Source organism: Desulfosarcina widdelii (assembly GCF_009688965.1).
Taxonomy (GTDB): domain Bacteria; phylum Desulfobacterota; class Desulfobacteria; order Desulfobacterales; family Desulfosarcinaceae; genus Desulfosarcina; species Desulfosarcina widdelii.
In genome coordinates, this window is record NZ_AP021875.1 from 2,197,385 (window position 1) to 2,210,788 (window position 13,404).

The 13,404-nt window shown below is 57.2% G+C and carries 14 protein-coding genes; 4 read left to right on the forward strand and 10 right to left on the reverse strand.

The annotated features are described in order from the left end of the window. Positions 1 to 8: 8 nt before the first annotated feature. The 6 genes from GN111_RS10280 to GN111_RS10305 all read right to left on the reverse strand — a co-directional run bounded on the left by GN111_RS10280 (position 9) and on the right by GN111_RS10305 (position 5,349). Entirely contained in the window at positions 9 to 260 is a 252-nt protein-coding gene (locus tag GN111_RS10280; RefSeq protein ID WP_155303675.1) for a DUF6812 domain-containing protein, read from the reverse strand. Positions 261 to 554: 294 nt separating this feature from the next. Continuing rightward, entirely contained in the window at positions 555 to 1,313 is a 759-nt protein-coding gene (locus GN111_RS10285; protein WP_155303676.1) for an SDR family oxidoreductase, read from the reverse strand. A gap of 179 nt (positions 1,314 to 1,492) precedes the next feature. Continuing rightward, the gene (locus GN111_RS10290; RefSeq protein WP_231715715.1) at positions 1,493 to 2,572 is read right to left on the reverse strand and encodes a phosphotransferase family protein; all 1,080 of its coding nucleotides are present in this window, start codon (positions 2,570 to 2,572) and stop codon (positions 1,493 to 1,495) included. Further along, a complete protein-coding gene (locus GN111_RS10295) occupies positions 2,553 to 3,257 on the reverse strand; it encodes a TetR/AcrR family transcriptional regulator (protein WP_155303677.1) in 705 nt (234 codons plus the stop codon). The genes GN111_RS10290 and GN111_RS10295 overlap by 20 nt, the downstream gene beginning before the upstream one ends. A gap of 119 nt (positions 3,258 to 3,376) precedes the next feature. After that, on the reverse strand, positions 3,377 to 4,606 hold the full coding sequence (locus tag GN111_RS10300) for an acyl-CoA dehydrogenase family protein (RefSeq protein ID WP_155303678.1): 1,230 nt from the start codon (positions 4,604 to 4,606) through the stop codon (positions 3,377 to 3,379). A 32-nt stretch (positions 4,607 to 4,638) separates the two neighbouring features. Further along, positions 4,639 to 5,349 (reverse strand): histidine phosphatase family protein, encoded by a 711-nt coding sequence (locus GN111_RS10305; protein WP_155303679.1) that lies wholly within the window; start codon positions 5,347 to 5,349, stop codon positions 4,639 to 4,641. A gap of 163 nt (positions 5,350 to 5,512) precedes the next feature. On the opposite strand from GN111_RS10305, the gene GN111_RS10310 reads away from it, so the two are divergent. Genes GN111_RS10310 through GN111_RS10320 form a run of 3 tightly spaced genes read left to right on the forward strand, consistent with a single transcriptional unit; the run spans position 5,513 to position 8,221 of the window. Next, positions 5,513 to 6,295, forward strand: a complete 783-nt coding sequence (locus GN111_RS10310; protein ID WP_155303680.1) for an electron transfer flavoprotein subunit beta/FixA family protein — start codon at positions 5,513 to 5,515, stop codon at positions 6,293 to 6,295. Continuing rightward, positions 6,292 to 7,320, forward strand: coding sequence for an electron transfer flavoprotein subunit alpha/FixB family protein (locus GN111_RS10315; protein ID WP_170302210.1), 1,029 nt, complete (start codon positions 6,292 to 6,294; stop codon positions 7,318 to 7,320). Before GN111_RS10310 ends, GN111_RS10315 begins: the two co-directional genes overlap by 4 nt. Next, positions 7,307 to 8,221, forward strand: a complete 915-nt coding sequence (locus tag GN111_RS10320; RefSeq protein ID WP_155303682.1) for a 3-hydroxyacyl-CoA dehydrogenase — start codon at positions 7,307 to 7,309, stop codon at positions 8,219 to 8,221. Before GN111_RS10315 ends, GN111_RS10320 begins: the two co-directional genes overlap by 14 nt. Positions 8,222 to 8,400: 179 nt before the next feature. On the opposite strand, the gene GN111_RS10325 is transcribed toward GN111_RS10320, so the two are convergent. The 4 genes from GN111_RS10325 to GN111_RS10340 all read right to left on the reverse strand — a co-directional run bounded on the left by GN111_RS10325 (position 8,401) and on the right by GN111_RS10340 (position 11,436). Beyond that, positions 8,401 to 8,928 carry a type 1 glutamine amidotransferase domain-containing protein gene (locus GN111_RS10325; RefSeq protein ID WP_155303683.1) on the reverse strand — a complete coding sequence of 176 codons (528 nt, stop codon included), beginning with the start codon at positions 8,926 to 8,928 and terminating at the stop codon, positions 8,401 to 8,403. A gap of 199 nt (positions 8,929 to 9,127) precedes the next feature. Then, complete coding sequence (locus GN111_RS10330; RefSeq protein ID WP_155303684.1) at positions 9,128 to 10,042, reverse strand: DUF2156 domain-containing protein; 915 nt, start codon at positions 10,040 to 10,042, stop codon at positions 9,128 to 9,130. Further along, complete coding sequence (locus tag GN111_RS10335; RefSeq protein ID WP_155303685.1) at positions 10,039 to 10,455, reverse strand: GNAT family N-acetyltransferase; 417 nt, start codon at positions 10,453 to 10,455, stop codon at positions 10,039 to 10,041. Before GN111_RS10335 ends, GN111_RS10330 begins: the two co-directional genes overlap by 4 nt. A 66-nt stretch (positions 10,456 to 10,521) precedes the next feature. Further along, positions 10,522 to 11,436 carry a GGDEF domain-containing response regulator gene (locus tag GN111_RS10340; RefSeq protein WP_155303686.1) on the reverse strand — a complete coding sequence of 305 codons (915 nt, stop codon included), beginning with the start codon at positions 11,434 to 11,436 and terminating at the stop codon, positions 10,522 to 10,524. A 164-nt stretch (positions 11,437 to 11,600) separates the two neighbouring features. Here GN111_RS10340 and lepA point away from each other — a divergent pair, with 164 nt between their 5' ends. After that, entirely contained in the window at positions 11,601 to 13,397 is a 1,797-nt protein-coding gene (lepA, locus tag GN111_RS10345) for a translation elongation factor 4 (RefSeq protein ID WP_155303687.1), read from the forward strand. Positions 13,398 to 13,404 lie beyond the last annotated feature (7 nt).

Here is a 13,404-nt window from a genome sequence, read left to right on the forward strand (position 1 = left end):
ATGATCCCTTAGTCCTGTACAACCATACTTTCGGGCAGGGTAATATTTATTTTTTCTTTTTGAACGTTCAGAAAAGCCGTCTTGAACAATGTTTTGCCGTCCAGCGTATTGACCGTTACGTCAGTAAGCGCAATGAAATCGTGGGCGCTGACCATAAAGTCGGTCAAACGGGAATCGGCGAACATGGCAATATCGCCGATAATCATGAATTGATCGGTATAGATGCGAACTTTAGTTCTGTCCTGGTTCTCTTCCGTCATGGAAGCCTCCTATAAATGACTTTCGGCGCAATGGTAACTTTTTGGACATGCTTCGAGCATCTGCTGGCGCCGGCACTTTTTTACTCAACAGATCCGTCTTTATCTCGGCACTTGCCTGACGCAACTTAACCTGTTTTGCATTCCCCTCTCGAAATAAAATCGCAAAATCGTCACCAAAACAGCAACCGACAGTTTTGACAGAAACCGCCGGTAGCCGGTTTTGACGATCACAACGGCGCCTGTTTGTTACACCATAACGGCTTCTTTTAAAAGAAAAAGTGTACAATCCCCTGATCAGGCCAACAATCCTCCATCGCAGGTAATGCAGGTCCCCGTGGTATAGGATGCCGTATCGGAGACCAGGTACAGCACCGCGCCGGCCATTTCGTCCGGTTCCGCATGGCGTTTCAAGGGGATCTGGGCAACCACGGTTTGATAAATTTCCTTGTTCTGCATGAGAACGGATGAGAATTGGGTATCCGTGAAACCGGGCAAAAGGGCGTTGACACGAATTTTGTGGCCGGCCAGTTCCTTGGCAAAGGCCTGGGTCATGGTGATCAGTGCCCCCTTGGTGATGGAATACACTCCCTGAAACGCGGCCGGCCGGATGCCGTTGACCGACGAGACATTCACCACCGAAGCCTTTCCGGCCGCCTTCATCAGCGGAATGGCCTTCTGGATCATGAAAAAAGGGCCTTTGAGGTTTACATCGACCGTCTTTTGCCAGGCGCTCTCGTCGATGGCGGCCAACTCGCCAAAAAATGGGTTGGTGGCGGCGTTGTTGACCAGGATGTCCAATCTTCCCCACCTTTCGTCGATCTTTTCGAAGAGCGCGCCGATTGCGTCGAGATCACCCATGTTGCAGGCCATGGCGGTGGCTCGGCCGCCCTTTTCACGGATGCCGGCGGCGACCGTTTCCAGGTTTTTCTGATTGCGGCTCACCAGAATCGCCTCGGCCCCGTATTCAGCCAGCGCCTCAGCGATGGCCCGGCCAATTCCCCGGCTGGCACCGGTCACTATTGCAATTCTTTCTTCCAGATCGAATGATACCATGCGTACTCCTTTTTTCCCTTAGGGTTCGCGCAGAAATAAGTTTGCAGATTTGGTAGCTTAGGCACCCAGCCAACAAGACGTGAAAATGCAAGGCATATTGGGAATATGTCGCATTTTCACAACGCAGGCGGTTGAGATGCATCGGCTTTCAAAATGTGAGGTTGTTTTTGCGCGAGCCCTTAGTATTCACTGGATACCATAACCCTTGATGCCGCCTTCTCCAGAATCCCCACCGCCAGTCCCAGCATTTCGAAGCGCTTGTCGGTAGTCTGACCGTGGTAAAACCGGTAGTAGATCTGTTGGGCGATCACCGCCAGGCGGAACAGCCCAAAGCAGTAATACCAAGCAAAGTTCTCGACAACGATGCCGGTCTTCTCTTCGTAATAAGCCACGATCTGCCGTCGGGTCAGCATGCCGAGAGCGTCGGTCGGCATCGTCGCCACCAGCTTGAATTCCTCGTTGTCACCGGATTCGATCCAGTATGCCAGAGAAGCGCCCAAATCCATCAACGGATCGCCGACGGTGGCCATCTCCCAGTCCAGCACGCCAATGATTCTGCCCGGTTCGGCGGGATCGAGAATCACGTTGTCGAACTTGTAGTCGTTGTGAATCAGCGCCGGTTTGGGATGATCCTGGGGCATATTGGCCGCCAGCCAGGCCATGACCGCTTCGAAGTCCGGCACGTCGCCGGTGCGGGCATCCCGATATCTTGCGGACCAGCCCTGAACCTGCCGGGAAACATAGCCTGCGGGATTGCCCAACTCCGCTAGGCCGCACTTTTTGTAGTCAAGGCGGTGAAGCTCGGCCAGCACATCCACCCACCGCCGGCATAGGCGATCAGCCCACGCTGCGTCGAATTGCTGGTCTTCGGGCAGGTTTTTTCTCAAAATAACACCTGACAGTCGTTCCATCACGTAAAAGGGCACATCCATGACCGCCGGATCATCGCAATAGGCCAGCGGCGACGGAACATAGGGAAATACGGGGGCAAGTGACCTTAGGATGCGGTATTCCCGGTTCATGTCGTGGGCGCTGCGGGCTTTTTTCCCGAAGGGAGGACGCCGCAGCACCAGTTCCGTGGCCCCCACGGTAACCAGGTAGGTCAGGTTGGAATAGCCGCTGTGAAACTGACGGATGCTTACCGGACCGTCCAAATCCTTTACGTTCGCCTTCAGGTAGGTCGCGACGGCATCCACATCCAGGGATTCTCCCCGGCGCACCGCCTGGGCCTGGTCCATTTTACTCGTGCGTGTACTCATGGGTTCCTTTCTTGCAATAGGCACGGATCATGGCAATGACGAAATCCGCGTAGGCTTCTACCGTAATCTCGCGTTGGCGATATTTCCAGCGCTTCAGGTACCAGTCCTGCAGCAGCGCTTTGATGGCGGCGGCGACCAAAAGTGGGCCATCGATGGCAAAGACGCCCCGCTCGACACCGCGATTCAGGATATCCGCGAAGATGGCTTCGGTCTGCAGTTCCCCGGCAATGGCGCGCTTGCCCTCCTCGGCGTGGAAAAAGCGAGTTTCCATGTAGGAGAAGAAAAACCACGGTTGAAGAACTTCCGATAAATAAAGGTGGCTGCGCACGGCGGTTTCCAAGGCAAGGACCGGATCATCCACGTGAACCAGCTCTTCCGTCATCACCCGCGCGACGATGGCCCGGCCCTGCTCCTGGATCAGGGTCAGCAACTCCTCCTTGTTCTTGAAGTAGGCGTACAGACCGCCCGAGGACATGCCGCTTTCAGCGCACAGATCGCGCAGGCTCATGGCATGGAAACCCTTGCGGTTGGCCAGTTTCAAGGTCGCTTTGAAAATTTTCTCCAGGTTTCCGACCGCCACTTTCTCCTTTTTGATGCGGATGGTGGCGGCCCGGCTGGCAAAAATCTCGCGGCAGATGTCCTCGGTGGAGACTGCTACCCGCTTTTCGAATTCCTTGAGGTTCATAGGCTTAGCTGATGGCTCATGGCGGATAGCCGCCTTTGAGCTTTGAGCTTATTGGGTTCATTGGACTTGTTGGGCTTGTAGTTTTCAGTTCACCGTTCACGGATCTCTGTCCACCGTTTTCATCCCGGCAGATTCAACGCCGCCTTTATCCCGCCCTCGGCATGGGACCGCAGGATATGGCGGGCCACCGACATCTTGTGCACCTCGTCGGCACCGTCGTATATGCGCGCGGCGCGCTCGTGGCGGAAAAAATAGGCCAGCACGGTGTCGTCGGTCATGCCCAACCCCCCATGCACCTGCAGTGCCCGATCCACGACCCGCTGCATGGTGTTGGCCACCACGAATTTGATGAAGGAAATTTCGTGCCGCGCTGCCTTGGCGCCTTCCTTTTCGATCTTCCAGGCCGCGTGCAGGGTCATCAGCCGGGCGGCCTGGATCTCGGCGGCGCACTCGGCGATCCAGGCCTGGATGATCTGCTTGGATCCCAGGGTCCGTCCGTCGGGAGAAATCTTGCGGGTGTTGGCCCGTCGACACATCAGGTCGAAGGATCGCTGGGCGATGCCCAGCCAGCGCATGCAGTGGTGAATGCGTCCGGGGCCCAAACGCTCCTGGGCGATGACGAAGCCGTGCCCCTCGGGTCCCAGCAGGTTGCTTTGGGGAACCCGGCAGTTCTGATAGAGAATTTCTCCATGGGAAGCGTAATCGGTGCCCCGATGTCCCATCACCGGAATGTTGCGCACCAGGTTGAAGCCCGGCGTGTCGGTGGGCACGATGATCATGCTGGCCTGCAGGTAGGGCGGCGCCTCGGGATTGGTGACGGCCATGACAATGGCAAACGCGGCGCCGTCAGCCGAAGTGGTGTACCATTTCTGTCCGTTGATGACGTAGTCTTCGCCGTCTTTTTCGGCCGTGGTTTCCATCATCACCGGATTGGAGCCCGGCATGTCCACCTCGGTCATGGAAAAGCAGCTTCGAATCCGCCCGTTCACCAGCGGCTGGAGCCATTTGGCCTTCTGTTCCTCGGCCGCGTATTTATGCAGGATTTCGATGTTGCCGGCATCAGGGGCCTGGCAGTTGAACACGTAGTGCCCGATGGGAGAACGCCCCAACACCTCGGAAACCAGACCGTGCTCCACCAGATCCAGTCCCATGCCTCCCAACGCTTTGGGGTGGTTGGGTGCCCACAGCTCCATCTTCCGGACCATGCTGCGCTTTTCTTCCAGCACCGGAAGAAGATCCACGAACTCGTGGTTGAGAAATTCCGGCTCAAGAGGGATCAGTTCCTTTTCTACGAATTCATTGATCATCTCCAGGATGACCTGCATTCTTTCCGAGATGGCAAAATCCATGGATCGACTCCTTTGATCGAAGGTTGTAGGGTTCAACGGTACGTCACCAGACCTTCGCCGGCCGGCGGCGCCAGGTGCCCCTTTTCGTTGAAGGTGTCAAGGCCGGTGCGTCCCCGGCTGAATTTAAAACGGGTTATGGATGCGTTGACCAGTTGCCAGGAAAGTGCGATAGCCATTTCCGGTGCCAATCCCAGCACACGGCCAACCATGGCGGCGATGGGGCCGCCGGAAGTAAAAACCGCCACACGGCCGCCGCCAGGACAGCCGTTCAACATTTCCTGGATGCCGGCGGCCGCCCGGCTGCAAAAACCTTCCCAGGAAGGAAGGGCGTCCAGGCGGTCACATCCCGATGCCCATCGGGTCATTACGCGGCCGAATACGTTTTGAAAGATCCGCCGGTCCGAAAGCATATCACCGACCGCTTTACCGAAAACCGGGTCCTCCTCCAGGATAATTGGTATCAGGGTGCGAAGAACGGTTTCGTAGTCGTACTCATCGAGCACCGGGTTTTCCGAAGGCCGGGGCATCGCAATACCGGCCTGTCGGTAACTTTCGGCCATTTCGGCGGCGGTTTGCCGCTGCCGCCGCAGCGACCCCGACCAGCATGCATCGAAGCGGATGCCGGCGCCCGCCATAAATCGGCCCAGCACCCGGGCCTGACGGCGGCCCAATTCCGACAGGTCGTCGTAGTCGGCGGCGCCGAAGGAGGCCTGGCCGTGGCGAATCAGATAGAGTGTGCCCATTACGTGAATCTTCCGTTGTGCCGTGAAAAATGTTGGCTCGTTTCGCCCCTCTATAGAATCCGGCCACCCGGCTGTCAATAAAAATATAACGAACGTTCGTTTTTTTATTGCCAAGGCGAATTTTTATGGCTATAGGGAAATCAACCATCACGATGAGGAAACCATGGCATTTTCGATACTGGTGTGCATCAAGGCGGTCCCCGATATGTCTTCCGGCCAAAAGCTGGTGGTCGACGGTAACCGGATTGTGCAAGCGGACATCGCCTGGTGCATGAACAGCTATGACGCCTGCGCGCTGGAGGCCGCATTGGCCATCAAGGACGCGGATCCCCGGGTCACCGTGGACGCTATTTCGGCAGGGACTGAAGTTGTCCGGCCGGTCATCCGGCGGGCCATGGCCATGGGCGCCGATGCCGGAATCCATCTGCTTTTAGAAGCCGATGAATGCATGTCTTCGGAGACTGTGGCAGCAACAATCGCCCACTATACCGAGGGAAAAAGTTACGACCTGATTCTTGCCGGCGCCATCTCCGAAGATCTCATGCAGGGAATCACCGGCCCCATGATCGCCGCTGAACTCGACAGACCGTGCGCTGCGGCGGCCATGGCCATCGACCTGGATTTCTCGAGCAGATCGATAGATGTCTCCTGCGAAATGGAGGGCGGTATGTCCGAACGAATCCGTATGGCCCTGCCGGCCCTGGTGACGGTGCAGACCGGCGGCTGGCAGCCGCGATACCCGACGCTTTCCAATACTTTGAGATCCCGCAAGCAGCCGATCCAGCGCGTGGAAGCGGGTATGCCTGAAGCCTGCTCCGGAGCCATCCGGACGATAGGCCTGGCACCCCCGCCGCCGGTGTCGGCCTGCCGGATCATCGAAGGGACGCCGGCCGAAAAGGCGGACAGGCTGCTGTCGCTGTTCAGCGAAAAAGGATGGCTGAGATGAAGAATTCAGAATCAAGGCATCATCAACTTCTGTTTATTGTCGGCGAAACCATCGACGGCCAGCTTTCAACCGGTACAAAGAGCCTTGGCCAACAGGCCTTGAAGCTGGCCGAGCAGTTGGAATGCCGGGCAGTGGCGGTACTTATCGGATATCGAATCGGGAAATCCGCCGACCAATGGTCCCGAATGACCAGGCTGCCCGTCGTCGCGCTGGAAAACGAGCGCTGCCGCTATCCCAACCCGCACCTGGCCGCTTCGGGTCTGGAGTCGCTGGCGAAGGAATACATCCCTTTGGGCATCTGCTTTCCCCACACCATGCGGGCCTGCCAGGCGGCGGCCACCCTGGCCTGGCGCCTTGGGTCTCCTTGCATTGCGGCGGTGGAATCCGTTGAGAAAAACGCCGGAGCCGTCGTTTTACAGCGCTCGATTCACGGTGGCCGTTTTTACGCAACTCTATCGGCCGACCGGTCGCCGGTGGTTCTGACCGTCATGCCGGGGCTGTTTTCCGGCTCGACAGCCGCGCAACCGGCGGCATCACCACCCGTGGAAATCAGAACACTTGAAAGCGGGGGCGACCGTTTTATTCCCCAGTCCATGGAAATATCCGCTCACTCTGATCAGGCGTTAGAAAAGGCCCGGGTGGTCGTGGCAGGCGGTCGCGGCTTGGGAGATGCCGAGGCGGTCAGTGCGCTGGAAGCGGTAGCGGACATATTCCAAAATTCGGCCGTGGGCGGATCCCGGGGAGCCTGCGACCTGGGCTGGCTGCCCCACTCCCGGCAGATCGGGGAGACCGGCCGCACCGTGGCCCCGACCCTCTATCTGGCCTGCGGCATCTCCGGCGCCCCCCAGCATCTGGCCGGCATGCGAGAATCGCAGACCATCGTGGCAATCAATACCGACAATGCGGCAGCCATATTGCGCCAATCCCACTTCGCTGTGATCGAAGACCTGAGAACTTTTCTGCCACTGCTTGTAGAGCGGTATCAGGGAAAAATGACCAAAGGAGAAACCCATGAAGATCGATGACGTCAAACGAATTCTGGCAATTGGAGCCGGCACCATGGGGCATCAGATCGGTTTTCTATGCGCCCTGCACGGATACGATGTGGTCGTCTACGATGTAAATGACGACTTCCTGGCCGCCGCCCGCCGGCGGGTGGATCGGCTCGCCGACCGGTTTATTGCCAGAAAACGCCTTGCAGAAGAACAGAAAGAATCGTTGCTGGCACGCATGGCATACACCAGCGATGCCGAAGCCGCCGCTGCCAAGGCGGACATCGTCACCGAATCGGTGCCCGAGGACCCGGCGCTGAAAGGCAAAATTTTTGGCCAGTTCAACCGCCTGTGTCCGGAGCGCACCATCTTCACCACCAACACGTCGAGCCTGGTGCCCTCCATGTTCGCCGAGGCCACCGGGCGTCCGGACCGCTTTCTGGCTTTTCATTTCCACGACATCCAGCTCACCGACGTGGTGGATGTCATGCCCCATCCCGGAACTTCGCCGGAATCGCTGGAACTGGTGCAGGCCTTTGCCCGGCGTCTCGATCAGACCGTCATTCTGCTGGAACGGGAGAATTTCGGATACGTCTTCAACGCCATGCTCAGCGACCTGTTTAAATCGGCGCTGACCCTGGCCGCCAAGGGGGTGGCTGCCGTGGAAGATATCGACCGGGCCTGGATGGGCGTCCTGCAGGCGCCCATGGGTCCCTTCGGCATGATGGACAGCGTTGGGTTGACCACGGTCTGGAAGATCAGCGACTACTGGGCCAAGGCTACCGACGACGCCCAGTTGGCTGCCAACGCCGCCTTTTTAAAGGTGCTCATCGATGACGGCCGGCTGGGCAAAAAGAGTGGGGCGGGGTTCTACAGCTACCCGAAGCCGCTGTTTCAGCAGCCTGGTTTTTCGAGTCAGAAGTCGGGGGACTAAGGTAAGAAGACGGAGATCGGAAGTCAGAGGGCGGATGTCGGAAAGGCGGTCAATTTAAATTGAGGGATTGGGGGATTGAGGAATTGAGGAATTGAACGTGCGGCTTTCGGCCGCCCTCTTCCCTCTTCCCTCTTCCCTCAGTCCTCTGTCTTCTGACCTCCGACCTCAGTCCTCCGTCCTCAGTCCTCAGCCTTCAATAATCCGATGATCGCCCTCATATAAGCCGGCAAATCGTCCGGCGTACGGCTGGTGACCAGGCGGCCGTCTATCACGACCTCCTCGTCCACCCAATCGCCGCCGGCGTTGACCAGGTCGTCCTTTATGGAGAAATAGGAGGTCAAGTTGCGGCCGCGCACGATGTCTGCGGAAGCCAGCATCCAGCCGGCGTGGCAGATGGCCGCCACCAGTTTCCCGGCCCGGTCGAATTCCTTGACCAGGTTTACCATGGCCGGGTAGCGGCGCATGTGGTCCGGGGCGTATCCGCCGGGGATCACGACCCCGTCGAAATCTTCAACCGAAACCGCGTCGGCGGTGGTGTCGACTTTGGCGGGCAGACCGGCCTTGCTGTGGTAGGTCTCTGCGCTGCCCGATCCCACCACGGTAACCTCGGCCCCGGCCTCTTTGAGCCGGTAGTAAGGGTACCAGAATTCGAATTCGTTGTAGAAGGTCTCCACCAGAATCAGGATTTTTTTTCCGTTGAGTTCCATCCTATCACCTTCCTTGTTGGATTGTTGCTGCCACCGAAAAATAGGAAATCACCGGTGTTGATGGTTGCGAACGCAACACCTTGGTCTTCTCTGCGCGCATGTAGGGGCGAAAAATTTTTCGCCCCTACTCCACCTCTGAAGGAAAAATACGTCTGGTGACTTTTTGCAGGTCAATCAATGACAAAAATAATACGGTTTTCTAGTCTTTCAACGTCAGCCGCACGGACTCGACAATTTTTATCGGGTGATAGGATCGTTTGGCCTTGGCCAGGCCTGGAATTCCCATGTCGCTCTCTTTGTTCAGGTAGGTATAGCCATTGAAAAGCATGCTCGCGCAGGAGTTGTCAAAATACTGGTAGAGTCCTTTAATGCTGCTGAAGGCCTTCTCGTATTGCAGGGTTGCCATATCCCGGGTCAATGGGGCCGAGATCCCGAAGGCGTTCACCTTTCCGTCGATGCGCAGCAGGATGCCTTTCACTCCCAAAGCGTCAAAGTGCGTCAAGGTGTTGATGGCTGCCTGCTTTTCGCAGGCAAGGTCCATTTGATCGTCGGCGTCGCAGTCGCGCTCCCGGCACCACTCCTCTAAGAAGACGAGGCAGTCTTCCACGCTTTGCGCGGCAATGGGTTCGACGACCACCTTGCCCGCATCCACGTAGTTGCGCTGGAACTGCTTGATCAGGTTGCGCTTTTTGGAATAGCGGTTGCCCTTGAGCTGGGCCAGATCGTTCACCCGGTAAACGTAGTCGTCGTAAGCACCATGGCCGGAAACTTCGAAATGGCGTTCGACGCCATCGCTTCCGAAATGGTCCACGTAGGACCGGGGAACGAACCAGTACTGGTTGTATCCAGCCTCGCGGGCCAGCACCGCCAGTTCCTCGGGTTCGAACATGCGTTTGGGGGAAACGGGAAGCAGCAGATGACGGTTCTGTTTTTCGGTTTTAAACTCTGCGGCCACCACGAAGGCATCCTGGTACGTTGCACCGTATGGCTTGTACTCGTTGTTGCTCCAGGCAATGATGGAGGAAAGGGCGTAAGCACAAAGTTCGTAGCGCTGGTTCTCGAAATAGGGACGATATCTGTTAAAATCCGGGGCTGTGAGCTGGGTAAAATTCATTGTCTTTTCTTGAGCATGGGCAAAGCATCGGCCATGGGATCAAAGCCCAGCGGCCGATAAAATGGATGCGTTTTCCTTTCTGCGATCAATCCGATCCAGCCGATTCCGTCGGCTTCGAGGCGGGCCACCAGGGTCGCCACCATACGGGAGCCGACGCCCTGCCTGCGAAAGGAGGGATCCACGGTGATGTCCTGGATGTAGGCGTCGCTGATCCTGTCACTGATGGCACGGCCCATGGCAACGATGGTGCCCGCCTGCCGCGCGACCAGAAAGCAGTGGCTGCCGGCGACGATGCCGCGTACAAGATCCGGATCGTCAGCCTCATCCTTCCACCATCCCGCATGGCGATACAACTGAATCAGGCGGCCGATTTCAGCCGAAGTCGGGGTTTGAAGAAACGAATAGTCAATCATGGTAACCAAAACGGGTACAGCCAAAACAGCCAGGGGCCATTTAACCGAATCCGGGTTCAATAAATATCAGGAGATGGAATTGTCGAATATACAGGACACCTTGTTTCTGCCGGCCTGCTTCGACCGGTACATGGCCTGGTCGGCCCGCTGGACGAAACTGGCGATCTTCTCCTCCTGGAAGTACTGAGTAACGCCGATGCTGATGGTAATCCTGACGTCGGGCCTGCTGCCGTCGGTAAAGTCTTCGGAACTGACGGCGGTCCGCAGACGCTCGGCCACCGTCCTGGCTTCATCGCCATCGGTGTCGGGGAGAATAATGGTGAATTCCTCACCGCCATACCGGTAAGCTGTGTCCATCTTTCGCAGGCAGGATCTGATCACCCGGCCGAGTCGCACCAGAATCTTGTCTCCCTCCAGATGCCCGTAACTGTCGTTGTACTCCTTGAAATTGTCGATATCTAGAAGGAGCAGGCTCAGCTTGTGCTCGTAGCGATTGCAGCGCTCGATCTCGCCTTTGAGCTGGGAGTAAAAATGCCTGGAATTGTAAAGCTGGGTCAGACCATCGGTGATGGAGAGCTTCTTGAGTTCGTCCAGCATCCGAATCCGCTCATGGTTGAGGCTTCGCTCCTTGAGCACACGTTTGAGCCGCAGGAGAAGCTCTTCAAAGCGCACGGGCTTGAACACGAAATCGCTGGCCCCTTTGCTGATGGCCTCTTCGTAAGAGTAGTCGGTGCTGTAGCCGGTCATGACGATCACATCGCTGTCCCCTTTTCGCTTGATGTGATCGGTCAGTGCCAAACCATCCATACCGGGCAGCATGATATCTGTAATTACGACTTCGACGCTATTGGTGGTCAGCACGTCCAGGGCCTCTTCGGCGCTGGAGGCCACCGTGGAAACGTACCCGGACATCTCGATGAACTCGTGCATTGCATCCCGAATCGAGAGATCGTCGTCGACGATGAGAATATGTGCTGTCATAAAACCGTTTGTCTATCACCCTCAAACCGCTTGCGGATACCGGTTGACACGCCCGAAAACGATCTGATATTAATATAAATTTTTAGCAACTTGAAGATTATAACCACATTGATATCCGGTGTCAACCGACGGTTGCCGCCGGGTTCGATCGAATCGTTAAGATCATGAAAAACATACGCAACTTCAGCATTATCGCCCACATCGACCATGGCAAATCGACCCTCTCCGACCGCTTGATCCAGTCCAGCAAGATCATCTCGGACCGGGATTTCAAGGACCAGATTCTGGACACCATGGACATCGAAAGGGAGCGCGGCATCACCATCAAGAGCCAGACGGTGTGCCTGCCATACACGGCCAAAGACGGCAAGAGCTACCATCTGAACCTGATCGACACACCTGGGCATGTGGATTTTACTTATGAAGTCTCCCGGGCCCTGGCCTCATGCGAAGGCGCGCTCCTTTTGATCGATGCCAGCCAGGGCGTGGAGGCCCAGACCCTGGCCAATCTTTATCTGGCCCTGGAGCACGACCTGGAAATCATTCCGGTCATCAACAAGATCGACCTGCCCTCGGCGGATATCGAACGGGTCAAGGGCCAGATCGAGGAGGATCTCGGTCTGGACCCGGAAACGGCCATTCTCGCTTCGGCAAAGGAAGGACTGGGCATCGAGGACATCATGGAGGCCATTGTCGAGCTGCTGCCTCCTCCCACCGGCGACGCGGACGCCCCCTTGCAGGCCTTGATCTTCGACTCCCACTACGATGCCTTTCGGGGCACCATCGTCCATTTCCGCATCAAGCAGGGAACCATCCGCCCCGGGGACCGCATCCGCTTCATGTCCAACGATGCCACCTACAAGGTCGAGGAGGTGGGCGTCTTCCAGATCGTTCGGGTGCCTCAAAAAGAACTGTCCGCCGGCGAAGTGGGGTACATGATCGCCGGCATCAAAACCGTCAGCGACACCCGCTGCGGCGACACCATCACCCATCACCGCCAGCCCTGCGACAAGCCCCTTCCCGGCTTCAAAGAGGCCAAGCCGGTGGTTTTTTCCTCCATCTACCCGGTGGCCTCGGACGGCTACGAGGACCTGACCGTTGCCATGGAAAAGCTCAAGCTCAACGACGCCTCGCTGATCTATGAAAAGGACAGCAGCGCCGCGCTGGGCTTCGGCTTTCGCTGCGGTTTTTTAGGTTTGCTGCATCTGGAAGTGGTCCAGGAGCGTCTGGAGCGCGAATACGACCTTTCGTTGATCCTCACAGCCCCGTCGGTGCGCTACCGGCTGGTCATGAACGACGGCGAGGAACTGGTCATCGACAACCCGGCCCTGTACCCCGATCCCACCACCATCGAGTACGCCATGGAGCCGTATATCAAGGCAACCATCATCGTCCCGGACCGCTACATGGGTGCCGTGATGAAGCTTTGTTTAGAGCGCCGGGGCATCAACAAGAACTACCAGTACCTGACCAACGACCGCCTGGAAATGATCTTCGAGTTGCCCCTGGCAGAGGTGATCTACGACTTCTACGACAAGCTCAAATCCATCACCCAGGGCTACGGCTCCTTCGACTACGACCTGATCGAATATCGCCGGACCGATCTGGTCAAGCTGGACTTTTTGATCAACGGCGAACGGGTGGATGCCTTGTCCATGCTGATCCACCGGGACAATGCGGTGGCCAGGGCCCGCGTGGCCTGCAGCAAGCTCAAGGACGAAATTCCGCGCCAGATGTTCAAAATCGCCATCCAGGGGGCCATCGGCGGCAATATCATCTCCCGCTCCACGGTGTCGGCATTTCGCAAGGACGTCACCGCCAAGTGCTACGGCGGAGACATCACCCGTAAGCGCAAACTTCTGGAAAAACAGAAAAAAGGAAAAAAGCGCATGAAAATGGTGGGCCAGGTGATGCTGCCCCAGTCCGCCTTTCTGGCCGTTTTGAAAACCGATAGCGAATAAAAGCGGT

Bases quoted from the DNA above. Each gene is read 5' to 3' on its own strand.
- GN111_RS10280 (WP_155303675.1), bottom strand. From the start codon at position 260: ATGACGGAAGAGAACCAGGACAGAACTAAAGTTCGCATCTATACCGAT.
- GN111_RS10285 (WP_155303676.1), bottom strand. From the start codon at position 1,313: ATGGTATCATTCGATCTGGAAGAAAGAATTGCAATAGTGACCGGTGCC.
- GN111_RS10290 (WP_231715715.1), bottom strand. From the start codon at position 2,572: ATGAGTACACGCACGAGTAAAATGGACCAGGCCCAGGCGGTGCGCCGG.
- GN111_RS10295 (WP_155303677.1), bottom strand. From the start codon at position 3,257: ATGAACCTCAAGGAATTCGAAAAGCGGGTAGCAGTCTCCACCGAGGAC.
- GN111_RS10300 (WP_155303678.1), bottom strand. From the start codon at position 4,606: ATGGATTTTGCCATCTCGGAAAGAATGCAGGTCATCCTGGAGATGATC.
- GN111_RS10305 (WP_155303679.1), bottom strand. From the start codon at position 5,349: ATGGGCACACTCTATCTGATTCGCCACGGCCAGGCCTCCTTCGGCGCC.
- GN111_RS10310 (WP_155303680.1), top strand. From the start codon at position 5,513: ATGGCATTTTCGATACTGGTGTGCATCAAGGCGGTCCCCGATATGTCT.
- GN111_RS10315 (WP_170302210.1), top strand. From the start codon at position 6,292: ATGAAGAATTCAGAATCAAGGCATCATCAACTTCTGTTTATTGTCGGC.
- GN111_RS10320 (WP_155303682.1), top strand. From the start codon at position 7,307: ATGAAGATCGATGACGTCAAACGAATTCTGGCAATTGGAGCCGGCACC.
- GN111_RS10325 (WP_155303683.1), bottom strand. From the start codon at position 8,928: ATGGAACTCAACGGAAAAAAAATCCTGATTCTGGTGGAGACCTTCTAC.
- GN111_RS10330 (WP_155303684.1), bottom strand. From the start codon at position 10,042: ATGAATTTTACCCAGCTCACAGCCCCGGATTTTAACAGATATCGTCCC.
- GN111_RS10335 (WP_155303685.1), bottom strand. From the start codon at position 10,455: ATGATTGACTATTCGTTTCTTCAAACCCCGACTTCGGCTGAAATCGGC.
- GN111_RS10340 (WP_155303686.1), bottom strand. From the start codon at position 11,436: ATGACAGCACATATTCTCATCGTCGACGACGATCTCTCGATTCGGGAT.
- lepA (WP_155303687.1), top strand. From the start codon at position 11,601: ATGAAAAACATACGCAACTTCAGCATTATCGCCCACATCGACCATGGC.